This window comes from Bifidobacterium sp. W8110, assembly GCF_016101375.1.
Classification (GTDB): Bacteria; Actinomycetota; Actinomycetes; order Actinomycetales; family Bifidobacteriaceae; genus Bombiscardovia; species Bombiscardovia asteroides.
On sequence record NZ_JACFQO010000002.1, the window covers coordinates 562731 to 577203 of the forward strand.

At 63.7% G+C, this 14473-nt stretch carries 13 protein-coding genes; 6 read left to right on the plus strand and 7 right to left on the minus strand.

Translation table 11 applies throughout. The features are described from left to right. Window positions 1-102 precede the first annotated feature (102 nt). Both H3T88_RS05310 and smc read left to right on the plus strand, forming a co-directional pair. Window positions 103-1524 (plus strand): bifunctional folylpolyglutamate synthase/dihydrofolate synthase, encoded by a 1422-nt coding sequence (locus tag H3T88_RS05310; protein WP_198203814.1) that lies wholly within the window; start codon window positions 103-105, stop codon window positions 1522-1524. After that, on the plus strand, window positions 1524-5162 hold the full coding sequence (gene smc, locus H3T88_RS05315; RefSeq protein WP_198203815.1) for a chromosome segregation protein SMC: 3639 nt from the start codon (window positions 1524-1526) through the stop codon (window positions 5160-5162). The genes H3T88_RS05310 and smc overlap by 1 nt, the downstream gene beginning before the upstream one ends. Window positions 5163-5357: 195 nt before the next feature. On the opposite strand, the gene H3T88_RS05320 is transcribed toward smc, so the two are convergent. Next, window positions 5358-6926 (minus strand): Mur ligase family protein, encoded by a 1569-nt coding sequence (locus tag H3T88_RS05320; protein WP_198203816.1) that lies wholly within the window; start codon window positions 6924-6926, stop codon window positions 5358-5360. A gap of 207 nt (window positions 6927-7133) precedes the next feature. Continuing rightward, window positions 7134-7892, minus strand: a complete 759-nt coding sequence (locus H3T88_RS05325) for an exonuclease domain-containing protein (RefSeq protein ID WP_198203817.1) — start codon at window positions 7890-7892, stop codon at window positions 7134-7136. 153 nt (window positions 7893-8045) lie between these two features. Between H3T88_RS05325 and H3T88_RS05330 the strand changes: the two genes are divergently transcribed. Both H3T88_RS05330 and H3T88_RS05335 read left to right on the plus strand, forming a co-directional pair. Beyond that, a complete protein-coding gene (locus tag H3T88_RS05330; RefSeq protein ID WP_198203928.1) occupies window positions 8046-8666 on the plus strand; it encodes a sigma-70 family RNA polymerase sigma factor in 621 nt (206 codons plus the stop codon). Between the two features lie 40 nt (window positions 8667-8706). Next, window positions 8707-8994: a hypothetical protein gene (locus H3T88_RS05335; protein ID WP_015021605.1), complete on the plus strand. Its 288-nt coding sequence runs from the start codon at window positions 8707-8709 to the stop codon at window positions 8992-8994. Between the two features lie 156 nt (window positions 8995-9150). Here the strand turns inward: H3T88_RS05335 and H3T88_RS08920 are convergent, their stop codons facing one another. Continuing rightward, on the minus strand, window positions 9151-9225 hold the full coding sequence (locus H3T88_RS08920) for a 50S ribosomal protein bL37 (RefSeq protein ID WP_099327425.1): 75 nt from the start codon (window positions 9223-9225) through the stop codon (window positions 9151-9153). A gap of 85 nt (window positions 9226-9310) precedes the next feature. Continuing rightward, window positions 9311-10279: an aldose 1-epimerase family protein gene (locus H3T88_RS05340; RefSeq protein WP_198203818.1), complete on the minus strand. Its 969-nt coding sequence runs from the start codon at window positions 10277-10279 to the stop codon at window positions 9311-9313. Window positions 10280-10451: 172 nt separating this feature from the next. Between H3T88_RS05340 and H3T88_RS05345 the strand changes: the two genes are divergently transcribed. Further along, window positions 10452-11519 (plus strand): 4-hydroxy-3-methylbut-2-enyl diphosphate reductase, encoded by a 1068-nt coding sequence (locus H3T88_RS05345; protein ID WP_198203819.1) that lies wholly within the window; start codon window positions 10452-10454, stop codon window positions 11517-11519. Between the two features lie 18 nt (window positions 11520-11537). Here H3T88_RS05345 and ybaK read toward each other — a convergent pair whose 3' ends face one another. Further along, entirely contained in the window at window positions 11538-12044 is a 507-nt protein-coding gene (gene ybaK / locus H3T88_RS05350; RefSeq protein ID WP_110417004.1) for a Cys-tRNA(Pro) deacylase, read from the minus strand. A 77-nt stretch (window positions 12045-12121) separates the two neighbouring features. Between ybaK and H3T88_RS05355 the strand changes: the two genes are divergently transcribed. Beyond that, on the plus strand, window positions 12122-12718 hold the full coding sequence (locus H3T88_RS05355) for a DedA family protein (RefSeq protein ID WP_015021609.1): 597 nt from the start codon (window positions 12122-12124) through the stop codon (window positions 12716-12718). Between the two features lie 73 nt (window positions 12719-12791). Here H3T88_RS05355 and gap read toward each other — a convergent pair whose 3' ends face one another. Both gap and H3T88_RS05365 read right to left on the minus strand, forming a co-directional pair. Further along, entirely contained in the window at window positions 12792-13847 is a 1056-nt protein-coding gene (gene gap / locus H3T88_RS05360) for a type I glyceraldehyde-3-phosphate dehydrogenase (protein WP_015021610.1), read from the minus strand. Between the two features lie 189 nt (window positions 13848-14036). Beyond that, complete coding sequence (locus H3T88_RS05365) at window positions 14037-14462, minus strand: arsenate reductase family protein (protein WP_198203820.1); 426 nt, start codon at window positions 14460-14462, stop codon at window positions 14037-14039. Between the last annotated feature and the right edge of the window lie 11 nt (window positions 14463-14473).

Consider the following 14473-nt stretch of genomic DNA (forward strand, 5'->3'; position numbering starts at 1 on the left):
TTCGGCCGATGTGACAGTCGGCTGTTTCGGCCCTCAATCGGGGCCGATGGCGCATAGAATGGGCGGGAAGCATCCACAGCCAGCAGGAGGCGCAGGCAGAATATGTCATTCGAACACCCCAATAGCAAGGGTCAGAATATTCGCGATGTCGAGCGGGCCATCATGTCGCGTCCCGCCGAGCATGACAGCCCCAATCTGGATCTTGACAGGATGGGGATGATGCTGGACCTGCTGGGCCACCCCGAGCATAGCTTCCGGGTCATCCACGTCACCGGGACCAACGGCAAGGGGTCCACGGCGCGGATGGCCGAGGCCCTGGTGCGGGCCTATGGTCTACGCACCGGGCTCTACACCTCGCCCCACCTGGAGCGGATCAACGAGCGGATCGCCATTGACGGCAAGGAGCTTTCAGACGAGGACTTCGTAGACATCTACCAGCAGATCGAGGATTTCATCGCCATGGTGGACGACCGCTTCGCCCAGCAGGGCAGGGCTCCCATGAGCTTCTTCGAGGTCCTGACCGCCATGGCCGTCTGGGCCTTCGCCGACGCCCCCGTGGACGTGGCCATCGTCGAGGTGGGGATGGGCGGCCGCTGGGACGCCACCAACGTCCTCGATGGTGACGCTTCCATCATCGGACCTGTGGACATGGACCACATGAAGTGGCTGGGGGATACGGTCGAACAGATAGCGGGGGAGAAGGCCGGAATCATCAAGCCCAAGTCCACGGTCATCGTCGGCGCCCAGCCTCATGAGGATGCCGTCATGCCCATCATCGAGCAGGCCGTGCGCGAGCAGGGCGCCCCCACACTGTTGAGGGACGGCAACGAGCTGGAGGTGGTCTCCCGCATGCCCGCAGTCGGCGGTCAGGTGGCCACCTTGCGCACGCCCCAGGGGCTCTACAAGGATGTGCCCATTGACAAGTTCGGGGAGCATCAGGCCCACAACGCCCTGGCGGCCCTGGCGGCGGCCGAGACGGTCATCCCCGTCAACGGGGCCCTGGACCAGGATCTGGTGGCCGAGGCCTTGAGCCAGGTGCGCATCCCTGGACGGATCGAGCAGGTGCGTACCTCGCCCACCATCATCATCGACGGTGGGCACAATCTGAATGCGGCCCAGTCTCTGCGTGCGGCCATTGAGGAGAACTACGACTTCAAGCAGCTGGTAGGCGTGATCTCCATGATGGCCGACAAGCAGGTGGAGGACTATCTGGGCCTGCTGGAGCCCGTGCTGGACAGCGTCGTGGTCACCGAGAACTCCTGGAAGGGTCGGGTCATGCCGGCCGAGGATCTGGAGCGAGTGGCCGTCAGGGTCTTCGGGCCCGACAGGGTGGTCCGGCGCGATCGGATGCCTGACGCCATCCAGACGGCCGTCGACATGGTCGACAGCGAGGATCAGACCGGGGTAGGCTACGGCCGAGGGGTGCTGATCTGCGGCAGCTTCGTCACCGCCGGCGACGCCCGCACCCTGCTGGCCGAGCGGCCCAACCCCGATCTGGCCAAACCTAAGGCGGAGCGCGCCTGATGTATCTCAAGGAGCTGACCCTCAAGGGCTTCAAGTCCTTCGCCTCGGCCACCACCCTGCGCTTCGAGCCGGGCATCACCGCCGTGGTGGGCCCCAACGGATCAGGCAAATCCAACATCGTCGACGCCCTGGCCTGGGTCATGGGTGAGCAGGGGGCCAAGAGCCTGCGCGGCGGATCCATGGAGGATGTCATCTTCGCCGGCACCTCCTCCAGACCGCCGTTGGGCCGGGCTCAGGTCACCCTGACCATCGACAACACCGATCGGACCTTGGACATCGACTACACCGAGGTCACCATCAGTCGGACCATCTATCGAAACGGCGGGTCAGAATACGCCATCAACGGGTCCGACTGCCGCCTGCTGGACATTCAGGAGCTGCTCAGCGACACCGGGCTGGGCCAGCAGATGCACGTGATCGTCGGCCAGGGGCGACTGGATGCCATCCTGCGGGCTGATCCGGCCGGCCATCGTGCCTTCATCGAGGAGGCGGCCGGCATCCTCAAGCATCGCAAGCGCAAGGAAAGGGCCCTGCACAAGCTGGCCAACACCGAGACCAACCTTTCCCGTCTGGATGATTTGATTGGCGAGATTCATCGGCAGTTGGGGCCGCTGGGCCGCCAGGCCAAGGTCTCCCGCCGGGCCGACATGATCCAGGTCAGCCTGCGGGACGCCCAGGCCCGTATCCATGCCGACGATGCCCTGACCTCGCAGAAGAAGCTGGAGGATCTGCGCTCGCGGATGGTAGAGACCCGGGGGCGGCTGGCCCGGGGGCAGGAGGATCTGACCAGGGTAAAGCTGCGCATCGAACAGTTGGAGGGGCTGGATAGGCAGTCCAGTCCGGCCCTGGATGCGGTCAACCAGCAGTGGAATGACCTGACCAAACTCGGCGAACGGGCCGGTTCCCTGGCATCCCTGGCCAGGGAGCGCAGCCGTTCGCTGGAGGCCGGCATGGTGGCCGACCAGGGGCAGGATCCCGGGGTGCTCAGACGGCGGGCCGACGAGCTCAAGGGCCAGGCCGACCAGGAGGAGGCCCAGGTTGGAGCCGATCGGATCGCCCTGGATGGTCGCGTTCAAGCCCGTGCGGATCTGGAGCGGCGACTGGCCGCCCACCGGCAGACCATGACCGAGCTGCGGCAGGCGGCCAGAAAGAGGCAGGCTCGGTTGGGCGATCTGGCACAGCTGGTGGCCAAGGAGGAATCGGCCCTGGAACTTTCCAGGCAACGTGAGCGTGACCTGACCAGTCAGCAGGATCAGCTCAGGGAAGGCCTGGAGCGGGCCAGAAACCGGGTACGGGACCTGGATAATCAGGAGGAAAGCCCCGACCAGGACGGCAGGCAGGCCCTTGATCAGGCAAATCGAGTTAGGGACCAGGCCCGCAGCAGACTCAACGACCTCGAGGAGCGCGAACGCCGCATCCGCTCCGATGCCATCTCGGCTCAGGCCAAGGCTGATGCCCTGGCGGACACGCTGGAGCATCGCGGAGCTGGCGAGGCCCTGTCCCAGGACGGGGATCCGGCACTGCTGGGCCTGCTGACTGACTTCGTCCAAGTGGAGGAGGGCTGGGAGGAGCCCCTTGCTCAGGCCCTGCACGACTATGCCTCGGCCCTGGTGGCCAAGGATGGCCAGACGGTCGACCAGACCTTGGAGCGGGTCCGCCAGGATCGCCTGGGACGCGCTGCGCTGATCTCGGCATCAGACCCTCTCGAGGGGGCAGGCATAAGGTCTGGTGACGGTCCCTGGCGGTCGGCCGCCGACCTGGTGACCCTGCGGGAGCATCCTGCCGACCCCGAACATGCCCAGGGGGTGCTGGCGGCTGTCCGCAGTCTGCTGGCCTCCACGGCTGCCGTCGATGACGCTGATCAGGCTCGCCGTGCCCTGGAGGACGGATGGCAGCATGCGCTGACCAGCCTGGGCGATCTCTACGACCGGGTAGGTGCTGTGGGAGGTTCCGCCCCGGCCACCAGCGACCTGGCACTGACCGCACGCAGGGATAAGGCCCTGGCGCAGGTGGAGGCCCTCCAGGAGGAATCCAAAACACTGCAGCCGCAGATGGATGCGGCCCGTGCCGCCCTCGAGCAGGCTGAAAAGAGGCTGCAGGAGGCGCGCAATCAGTGCACCGAGGCCCGGGTCAAGGCCGAGCAGGCTGCCCGGGAGCTGGCGGCAGCCCGCAAGGAATCGGATCGAGCCCAGGCCGGGGTCAGGGGTCTGGATGACAGGCTGACCCAGGTGCGCGACCAGATGCGCACCCACGAGCTCAAACTGGAGGATCTCAAGGCCGGCCTGGCCCGTGCCCAGGAGGACGGCGGATTTGATTCTGATGACCCGGAGGGCATGGAAGACCGGCAGCATGAATTGGAGACGGCCCTGGACCAGGCCCGCACCGCCGAGATGGAGGCCAAGCTGACCTGGACCGAGAGTGATCGGCGGCATGCCTCCCTGTTGCGTCAGATTGATCTGCTTCGGGATCAGGCCGACCAGGCCGAACGCCATCGTCAGCGGATAGGCGAGGAGAACCGCCGACGCAAGGTCGGCATGGCCTCTCTTGGGCAAATCGCGCTCAGGGCCGACCTGCTGGCCCAGCTGATCCAGGGGAGGATGGAGCATACAGCCCGTCGCCGGGATCAGCTCAGGGCCAAGGCTTCGGCCCACGACAAGGAGCTGACCGATCTGCGGGCCAGCAGGGACGCTCTGGAACCCAGGGTGGCCGGTCTGCGCCAGGATGAGCACGGTCTGGACCTGGAGCGTGAGCGTCTGGCAGGTGAAGACGGCCGTCTTCGTCAGCGCATCCAGGATGACCTGGGTATGGAGCCGGAGGAGCTGATCCGCGAATACGGCCCCGACCGCCCGGTTCCTGTTCTGGATGACGAGGGCAACCCGGTCCCCTTGGAGCAGGATGCAACGGAGGAAGACGGGAATTCACCAGACTTTAGGACAGTGCCCTACCAGCGCGGTGAGCAGGAGAAGCGGCTGGCCAAGGCCAAGCGGGACCTGGCCGCTCTGGGCAAGGTCAACCCGCTGGCCACCGAGGAATACGAGGCCCTGGAGTCCCGCAACCGCTACCTGCACGAGCAGCGTCAGGATGTAATAGGCTCACGGGATGACCTGATGGCCCTGGTCAAGGATCTGGATTCGACCATGGTCACGGTTTTCAAAGAGGCCTTCGACGACACCGCCCAGGCCTTCGAACACATCTTCGCCACCCTCTTTCCCGGCGGGCGTGGACGGCTGCGGCTGGAGGATCCGGACGACCTGCTGACCACCGGTGTTCTGGTCGAGGCCAGCCCGGCCGGCAAGAAGGTACGTCGGCTCTCCCTGCTTTCGGGCGGGGAACGGTCGTTGACGGCCCTGGCCCTGCTCCTGGCCATCTTTACGGCCAGGCCCAGCCCCTTCTACGTCATGGATGAGGTCGAGGCCGCCCTGGACGACGTCAACCTGACCAGGCTGCTCAAGGCCTTCGAGCAGCTGCGCGAGCATGCTCAGCTGATCATCATCACCCACCAGCAGCGGACCATGGGCATTGCCGACGCCCTCTACGGGGTCACCATGCGGGGGGACGGGGTGACGGCCGTCATCTCCCAGCGGCTGGAGGATCCGAATCGTTCCGGTCGTGAAGATCCCGAGCCCGATCAAGGGTGACCCTGGCCAGAACCGCCTGGGAGTCCACGATGGGCAGCTGCGGCATGGGGTAGGCCTCGTTGAGCACTGAGAGCTCGGTGCAGCCCAGTATGCCGGTTGGAATTTTTTCCTCTGTTGAAACCATCTACCAGGTTCTCGTGCGTCCCACTCTGCCACGGGGCATTCGGATTTCCATCTTAGGGTCTTGTCGGGTAGTCATCCTTGGGATGCTCCGGTGGCTCCCAGATCGTAGCTTTTCGTGCCCAGCAGGCGAGCAACCACATGGTCGTCGCCCTCATAGGGCACGTGGCCGCCGTCCTTCTTGATCCAGCGTTCCTCGCCCTTGCCGATGACCAGGGTGACGCGCAAACGGTCCCCTGGCCGGCCTGGATTCCCAAGGGCCTGCTTGATGGCCTGGGTCCTGTCCGGCTCGATGCTGACATCCAGTTCCGGGTTGGTCACGAAGCCCAGCATCTGCCGGTCCACCTGGTCCGAGCTTTCTCCGTCCTCGTCGTCGGCGGTCAGGATCAGCCGATCGACACGGTCCTGGGCGGCGCTGACGATGCCCTCCCTGCGGTCGATGGCCTTGCCGCCTGCGGAACCGGAGACCAGGGTGATCAGGGGCCTGCGCTGGCCATAGCGCTCGTCCACGAAATCCAGGAGGGCCGTGACCGAGGCCTTGTTGTGGGCGTAGTCGACGTAGACCACCCGGTTGTCGGCCTTGAAGCGTTCCATCCTGCCGGCGATTCTGACGCTCTCCATGGCCTGGATGGCTCCGGCATCAGGCTCCAGACCAAGACGGGTCAGCATGGCAAGGGCGGCGGCAGCGTTCAGGGCGTTGAAATCCCCGTCCATGGACAGGCTGACCGGCCGCAGGGTTCCGCCAAAGGGCCCTATCAGGTAGTCGTCGCCATTGCCGGGTGCCTTACGGACCAGGAAGTCGGTCTGTCGGGTTCCATCGCCGAAGGTGGTCACCGGAACGCCGGCGGCGCGGGCATCCTGACGGATCAGGTCGGCTCCTTGCGCATTGGCTCCCAGGACCAGCTGCCGGCTGTTGTATGTTATGCGGCGCTTGCAGTAGAAGTAGTCCTCGAAGCTGGGATGCTCGATGGGGCTGATGTGGTCTGGGGAGATGTTCAGGAATGCCCCCAGATCGAAGGTCAGCCCGTAGACCCGGTCCACCTTGTAAGCCTGGGATGAGACCTCCATGACCATGTAGCGCATGCCCGCATCCACCGCCTGGCGCATCATGCGGAAGAGGTCCAGCGACTCGGGAGTGGTCAACTGGGATTCCTGGTAGTGCCGACCGTCCAGGCAGTTGTCCACCGAGGAGAGCAGGGCGGCGCGTCCCTCGGAGAGCCTGGAGAGCATGGCCTGCAGGAAGTAGGCAGTGGTTGTCTTGCCCTTGGTGCCGGTGATTCCCACCAGGGTCAGCTGGTCCTGGGGGCGGCCATAGAAGGCCGAGGCCAGCAGGCTCATGGATTTGCGCACGTCATTGACGATGATCCCCGGAGCCGTGGTGTGTGCGGACAGGTCCTGCTGGGCCACATAGGCCGCCGGTCCTTCCGGGCCGCAGGAATCCAGATATTCAGGCAGGAAGCGTCCCTTGCAGAAGAGCAGGCTGCCAGGTCCCACTTGACGGGTGTCATAGGTGACATCGGTGAAAGGTCTGGATGGCTGGATATCCTCGGGCGAATCCAAGGTCCACCGGTCGCCTTGGATCACCTCGCGCAACTGATCATGTCCGTGCAGTAGCTCCAAGGCCGAAGCCATCGTCAACGCCATGCCATCCTCCCCCTTGTCCGTTGGGTTGTGTCTGTCCCGATAGGAGACCTGAATGAGACCAGACCCAAGTCTATAACCCCGTTGAGGTCGAAGGAGGCGGGCCCGGCGACCCCTTGACTGAATGGTCAAATGCGGGGTGGCCGCTCATCCTGACCGTCCCCTGCCAGGTATTTGCAGGCAGAGGCCGCTGGGCATCAGGGCCGGGGATCAGAGCCAGGCGTCGGTGACCGGACGGCGGCCCTGGGAGGTCAGGTACTGGTTGAAGTGGTCCCGCCACTTGGCCTGCGCCTGCCGCTGCCAGTCCATGAGGGAGTCCATGGTGATTCGGGCCACCTGGGGGAAGAGGGTGGTCATGGGCTTGATCAGGTCGACGGCCGCCACTGTATCCGCCGTGGCATTGTGGAAGTTGCCATGGGGGATGACGCCGTAGTATTCGCTGGTCACTCCCAGGGTGCGGCGGCCCGACCGGTGGGAGATCTCCCTGTCCAGGACCAGAGGGTCCACCACCAGCAGATCCCCCTGGCCCAGGGGCTTGACCGATCCTGCGCACCAGTGGGCGATGTCCCCGTCCAGCATCTGTACGTCGAAGGGGGCGTTGTAGGCCAGCAGGGGGATGCGCTTGTCCTGGGCGAGGGCAATGAACCCGGCCATCTGCGCTGTGGCCACCTCAGGCTCCATGCCCTCGGCGGCCAGTTGCTGATCGGTGAACCCGTTGACCCGGCTGGCCCCCTTGGTGATATGTCGGTGCGGATTGACTATCCAGGTGGCTACCACATCCCCTGCGTAGCCCTTGGATGGGTCGCGCAGAACCAGGCTGGCCGAAACGATGCCGTCCCTGCCTGGTCTGGTGCCCGTGGTCTCGGTGTCGAATCCCAGAAGCCAGGAGTCCCCTAGGCGTGTCGATCCCTCTTGCTGGGGGGCGGACTGTAGCGCCTGCTCCATGCTTGTGTACTCGGTGTTTTCCATAAGCGTGATTTCTCCTCAGTCATTATGGTAACCGAGGACCGACCTGCCCGCGACCGGGTCGAAACAGCGACGGGCGAGGGGGGATGGCACAATAGGGGTGTGGCAGATACCAGCGAACTCGAAAGCAGAAAACGTCAATTCGAGGCCCTGGCCATGCCTGCGGTGGATGTGCTCTACCGCCAGGCCATGCGCCTGACCAACAACCCCGACGATGCCCAGGATCTGGTCCAGGATACCTTCGAGCGCGGATTCAAGGCCTTCGACCGCTTCCAGCCCGGCAGCAATTTCGAGGCCTGGATGACCACCATCGAACGCAACGCCTACTTCAACCAGTATCACAAGGCCAAGCGGCGCCCGCAAAGGGCCAACGATTCGACCGGCGAGTACAACGACTGGGATATCTACTCGGCCTCGGAGCACGGTTCCGAGGGGCTTAAATCCGCCGAGCAGGAATACATGGAGACCTTTGCCCCCGAGGAGATCATGGCAGCCCTGGACCGGCTCAGTCCGGAACGCCGGCGGGTCTTCATCGACGCCGCCATCGATGGCAAGAGCTACCAGCAGGTGGCCGACGAGGAGGGCATCAAGATCGGCACGGTCATGAGCCGATTGAACCGTGCGCGCTCGCAGCTGCGTCAGGAGCTGGAGCGGTATGCCAAGGAACGCGGCTACCAGCAGGAGCACGGGGCTGCAGGCAAGCCCTCAGCGGAACGCCATGGCGCTGTTACGGCCAGGCCTAGTATAAAAAAAGAGATGAACAGCAAGGGGCGTTGAGGGCCCCCCGAAGATTGGGTATCAGGAAGCGGGCAGGAGCATGGACGGACGCGTGGAGATGAGTCACTATGCCTACGATGACGGCGGCTCTGTCAGGGTGACCCACACCAGCCTGCGCATCTACCAGGATGCCTCCTGCGTTGATCCCAGCGACTGCTTCGATCCGGAATCCTGCTGCGACGAGCGGGAGCGCATGGTCATCGAGGAGCTGCGTCGGTATCTGCGTCCCGAATGCGCACCGGACTGTCTGCTGGATCGGCTCAGGCACATGTTCGATCAGATGGATGAACTGGGGCAGGGGGCCCCGGAACGCAGTACGGACAAGTAGATCCGGTCAAGTAGTTCCAGTCGCTTTCTTGGCAGGGCGACGGTTCCGTCAGACTATTCAGGCTATTGCAGAGACCATGGTCATGCCTATGCAACCATGGTTTTATTTTTACGTATATATGCAAAACCCCGGCACCGTTGGTGCCGGGGCAGACGATCAGGTGTTCGGCCTCTTGCCGTGGTTGGCGGCCTTCTTGCGGCGATCCCTGCGCTTGCGTCCGCGCATGCCCATGATTGGACTCCTTTGCTACTGATGATCCGATAAGCCTTGCCGATTATCGCACACCGGGCTGACCTTTGTCGACCAGCCAGGACGCTCAGAGCTGTTGTGCCCGGTATCCCACCTGGGTGGTGTAGACGGCGGCAGGTTGCAGAATGACCAGGTTCCGGCCAGTTCTGAAAGCGTTGGCGTAGGCGGTCATGGGCTCCACGGCAACGCCGGCCGGGCGCATACCTGCGTCAAAGCCGGTCCCGGTGCAGACCTGCCAGGAGGTGATGGTCTCATCGCCCCAGAGCTGAATGCGGATGCCGTCCGGCCTGGTGAACCAGGCCGAGCATGTGCCGTCATCGTCTCGTTCCACATCGGTCCAGGCATCGTCAAAGGCCGTATCCTCGCCCAGCGCAGGACCCTGGCGCAGATCGGTTCGTCCCTGGACGGGTTCGGTGCCGGTGGGCAGCAGCCTGTCCGGATCGACCACCACGTGGGTGCGGCAGGGGATGGACAGGGTGCAGGGGGCGTTGTCCTTCTGAATCTGGTCACCGACGCCCTGCTTGCCGTTGGCCAGCCAGGGGTGGATGCCGAAGGCCCAGGGTGCGGCCTCGTCGCCCAGGTTCAGGGCCCTGGTGGTCATGGTCAGCCCCTGGTCGTCCAGGGTGTAGGTGACGGTGACCACCACGTCGAAGGGGTATCCGCCCATGTCCGGCACCCGCCAGGAGAGGCTGACGGAGTCCTCGGTCAGGGCTTGCAGCCGCCAGTAGGCCCGGTATCCGTAGCCGTGGATGGCGGTGTTCCGGTCGTGCTCGTCGATGGGCAGGGTGTATGTGTGACCCTGGAATTCGTAGGTGCCGTCCTCGATCCGGTTGGGGAAGGGTACCAGCACGTTCCCGTTGCTGCAGGGTACGGTTCCATCCGGATCGAATGAGGCCAGCAGGTCCTTTCCCCGGTATTTCAGGACGCGCAGGATGGCTCCCAGCTCGGTCACCACCGCCTCGTAATCCCCATGACGGATGCTGTACTGCTGTCCTGTCCGGGGCACGGCCCCGCCCATCATCTCGTTCGTATGCATACTCCCACTTCCATAGTGCCGTTGATGCTTGGTACGCCACCATCCTAGCGCCTGGTTGGTCTTGGCTTCTTGGTGAAAGAGTGGCGGATGGACTACCGGGAGACCTCGCGGCTTTCTACCATGGACTTGCAGTGTCCGGGATTGCCCGGATCGACATCGATAAGGAGCGGCAGTGGCAGGATTTCGGACCACCGTGTGCGAACAGCCGACCCCACAGGGCCATGGGCGGGTCATCCTGGCTGATCCGCGCGGGTTCTGTGCGGGGGTGGACCGTGCCATCCAGACCGTGCAGACCATCCTGGATGCGGACAATCCCCACCAGGGTCTGCCACCGGTCTATGTGCGTCGGCAGATAGTCCACAACCGGCATGTGGTCGAGGACCTGTCCAGGCGTGGAGCCGTGTTCGTGGATGAGCTGGACCAGATTCCTGAACAAGCGGTCCGTGCCGGTGTACCTGTGGTCTTTTCAGCCCATGGAATCGCTCCCTCGGTCGTCAAGGAGGCCCAGCGGCGGGGGATGCGAGTGGTTGATGCCTCATGCCCCTTGGTCAGCAAGGTCCACCGGGAGGTGCAGCGCTTCGTGCGGGACGGCTATCGGATCATCTACATAGGTCACCGTGGGCATGACGAGGCTGTCGGAGTCATGGGGGAGGCCCCGGACCAGGTTCATTTGGTGGAGCATGAGGCAGATATCGAGGCCTTGGACTTCGGGCCCGACACGCCGCTGGTCATGCTGACACAGACCACTCTGAGCCTTGATGAGACCGCCGATCTGGCTGCAGCCCTGCGTCGACGATTCCCCTGGATTGAGGAGCCACCGGGTTCCGACATCTGCTACGCCACCCAGAACAGACAGCAGGCGGTCAAGCTGGTGGCCGGTCAGGCGGACTGCATGATTGTGGTGGGGTCGGCCAACTCCTCCAATTCGGTGCGTCTGGTCGAGGTGGCCCGTCAGTCCCTGGATGCGCGCTTTCCTGGTCAGGGCCAGCAAAGGGCCCACCGGGTCGACGATGCGGGGGAGCTGGACCCGACCTGGCTGCAGGGCATGGATTCGGTAGGGCTCACCTCGGGTGCCTCGGTTCCCGAAAACCTGGTTCAGGGTGTGCTGGAGACCCTGGCCTCCCGGGGGTTCACCCAGGTGACCCGGGAACGAGCAGTCGACGAGCACATGCATTTCGTCCTGCCTGCTGCCCTGCGCTCAGCACGTGCATCCAGGAAGGTTCCACAGCCGCAAGGCTAAGCCCCAGCACAAAAATTCTCAGGCGGTGGCCAGCGGTGCGGTCCTGGCCTTGAGAACACGAATCAGATCTCGCGGGTCCAGACCCAGGCTGATGCCGCGCTTGCCGCCGGAGACCATGATGGTGTCGAACTCCAGGGCGCCCTGGTCCAGCACGGTCAGGTGTTGGGTGCGTTGGCCGAAGGGCGAGATGCCGCCCAGGACATATCCGCTCTCCCGCTCGGCCTGGGCCCTGTCTGCCATACGAGCCTTTTTGGCACCTACGGCGGCAGCCAGGTGCTTGAGGTTCAGATGGCCGGTCACCGGTACAATGCCGATGACACGCTCCTTGCCAGTGTCGGCCATCAGGGTCTTGTAGACCGTGCGCGGATCCAGGCCCAGTTTTTTGGCCGCTTCGATGCCGTACCCCTGGTCCATGTGGTCGGCACTGTGATGATACTCGTGGACGGTGAAGGGAACCCCCAGACGCTCCAGCTGGGCCATGGCCGGAGTCGCGGCATCCGAGTCCGCCCGCTTCTTCTTGCTCATGACTCCATGCTAAGGTACTGACCGTTTAGGTAGGCTGAGGGGTGTCTTTGGCGCCATTTGCGCGGAAAGGGTAGTCCATGACCGCTGTCAATGCCTGGCTGCTTGATGCGGTGACGGGCGGCTGGGGGCTGGCCGTGCTTTTCCTGGCCGCATTTCTGGATGCGCTGATCATTCCCATACCCACGGAGCTCATGGTCCTGGCCACGGCTTCGGCCTTTCGAGCCACAGGAAGACCCCTTCCCGTCCTGGTCTTTCTGGTATGCGCCCTGGCTTTCGCGGGCGGCGATGCCTGTACCTATGGGCTTGGGCGCCTGGTCCCCTTGAATCGTCTGGCTGTCTTCCGTGGTGCCGCAGGCAAGGCTGTTACCTCATGGGCCCACCGGGCCCTGCTGCAGGGGGGCGGCTTCTTCACTCTGGCATCGCGGTTCGTGCCCTCGGGCCGAACCGTGGTCAATCTGACGGCCGGGGCGGCGCGCTATCCGCTCAGCCGTTACCTGCCCCTGGCTGCACTGGCCGGCCTGCTCTGGTCAATCTACATGTGGACCCTGGGGTATCTGGCCTCCTCCTGGCTGGAGAACAACCCTCTGGCCGTCATGGTCATCGGCTTTCTGGTGGGCATGGTCGTCGGCCTGGTCTGCGACCTGGCCATGCGGGCGCTCACCCGGAGGCACTGATCACACAAGGGGGTCCGTTCCCCGTAGGGAACGGACCCCGTAAACGCTATGGCCGGAGGAACCGGCCGGATGCTCAGTCGCCCAGCTTGGCGAAGTAGAGCAGGGTGCGGATCATGTTGCTGGTGAAGCCATACTCGTTGTCGTAGAAGGCAACGGTGCGGACCAGCTGGTCGTCACCGTGGGTGTTGACATCGGTCTGGGTGGGATCGAAGATGCCACCGTGGGTGTCGCCGATCACGTCGGAGGAGACGATGCCCTCGTCGTTGTAGCCGTAGTAGTCCTTGCCCTCGAAGGCCTTCTTGGCGGCGTCGTTGATCTCGTCGACCGTGACCTTCTTATCCAGGACGCAGGTCAGCTCGGTGACGGAGCCGGAGGGAACGGCCACGCGCTGTGCATGGCCCTGCAGCTTGCCGTCAACGGAGGGAACGACCTTGCCGATGGCCTTGGCGGCACCGGTGGAGTGCTCGATGGTGTTGATGGCGGCGGCGCGGGTGTTGCGCGGCTTGTTGCCCTTGGGGCCGTCCAGCAGCATCTGGGAGCCGGTGTAGGCGTGGATGGTGGTCATGTAGCCGATGCGAATGCCGAAGTTGTCATCCAGCATCTTGACCATGGCAGCCAGGGAGCCGGTGGTGCAGGAGCCGGCGGAGATGATCTTGTCGGAGGACTTCAGGGTCTCCTCGTTGACGCCGTAGACAACGGTGGGCGTGGTGTCGTCCTTGGCGGGAGCGGAGATCAGAACCTTCTTGGCTCCGGCGTTCAGGTGGGCCTGGGACTTCTCGGCCGAGGTGTAGAAGCCTGTGCACTCCAGCACGTAGTCCACGCCGTCGTTCTTGACCCAGGGGATGTTGTTGGCATCCTTCTCGGCATAGACCGGGTACTCCTTGCCGTCCACCACGATGGCGGTATCGGTGGAGGTGACCGAGACAGGGGTGCCGTCGTCGTGACGGAAGGTGCCCTGGGTGCTGTCGTACTTGAGCAGATAGGCCAGAATGGCCGGGGTGGTCAGATCGTTGATGGCGGCAACCTCGATGTTGGAGGCGTCGCCGCCACGGGCCTGGAGCTCAAAGATGCGCCGGAAGGCCAGACGACCGATACGTCCGAATCCGTTGATGCCAATCTTTACTGTCATTCAATTCTCCCTTGGAGATTGGCCGTATACAGCACAAAAATTACCGGACCGTATATGGCCGATTACTGATAACATCTCATAGTTTATAGAACCCTGTGTACTTATAGCAAGCGATTACGCGGGTTGTGCCGAGGAAAAAACGAACAAAAAAATTGGTAGGTTTTGTTGTTTGTTTGCGCAACAAAGTGATCAGGAATTGTGAGGATTTTCGTTCGTATCGGCCAGCCAATCCTCCCACTGCTGCTGGCGGAATCCGACCAGGACATGCCGGCCATCCAGCAGGATGGGGCGCTTGACCAGCATGCCGTCGGTGGACAGCAGCTGCAGAGCCTGTTCCGTATTCATCTGCGGCAGGCGTTTGCTCAGCCCCTGGCTGCGATAGGCCTGACCTGAGGTGTTGAAGAATCGCCGGACGGGCAGGCCGCTCATGTCCAGCCATTCGGTCAGTTCCTCCTGGGTGGGGCGGTCATCCTTGATGTCGCGCTCGGTGAAGTCCACATTGTGGTCACGCAGCCAGGTGCGCGCCTTGGCACAGGTGGAGCAGCGGCTGTAACAGATGAAGAGCGGGTGTTCGGCTGTAGGTGCTGCTGATGGCTTGGCTGATGATGCTGTCATAGATTTTCCTT

Excerpts from the sequence above, each read along its gene's own strand:
- H3T88_RS05310 (WP_198203814.1), top strand. The coding sequence starts at position 103 with ATGTCATTCGAACACCCCAATAGCAAGGGTCAGAATATTCGCGATGTC.
- smc (WP_198203815.1), top strand. The coding sequence starts at position 1,524 with ATGTATCTCAAGGAGCTGACCCTCAAGGGCTTCAAGTCCTTCGCCTCG.
- H3T88_RS05320 (WP_198203816.1), bottom strand. The coding sequence starts at position 6,926 with ATGGCGTTGACGATGGCTTCGGCCTTGGAGCTACTGCACGGACATGAT.
- H3T88_RS05325 (WP_198203817.1), bottom strand. The coding sequence starts at position 7,892 with ATGGAAAACACCGAGTACACAAGCATGGAGCAGGCGCTACAGTCCGCC.
- H3T88_RS05330 (WP_198203928.1), top strand. The coding sequence starts at position 8,046 with ATGCCTGCGGTGGATGTGCTCTACCGCCAGGCCATGCGCCTGACCAAC.
- H3T88_RS05335 (WP_015021605.1), top strand. The coding sequence starts at position 8,707 with ATGGACGGACGCGTGGAGATGAGTCACTATGCCTACGATGACGGCGGC.
- H3T88_RS05340 (WP_198203818.1), bottom strand. The coding sequence starts at position 10,279 with ATGCATACGAACGAGATGATGGGCGGGGCCGTGCCCCGGACAGGACAG.
- ybaK (WP_110417004.1), bottom strand. The coding sequence starts at position 12,044 with ATGAGCAAGAAGAAGCGGGCGGACTCGGATGCCGCGACTCCGGCCATG.
- H3T88_RS05355 (WP_015021609.1), top strand. The coding sequence starts at position 12,122 with ATGACCGCTGTCAATGCCTGGCTGCTTGATGCGGTGACGGGCGGCTGG.
- gap (WP_015021610.1), bottom strand. The coding sequence starts at position 13,847 with ATGACAGTAAAGATTGGCATCAACGGATTCGGACGTATCGGTCGTCTG.
- H3T88_RS05365 (WP_198203820.1), bottom strand. The coding sequence starts at position 14,462 with ATGACAGCATCATCAGCCAAGCCATCAGCAGCACCTACAGCCGAACAC.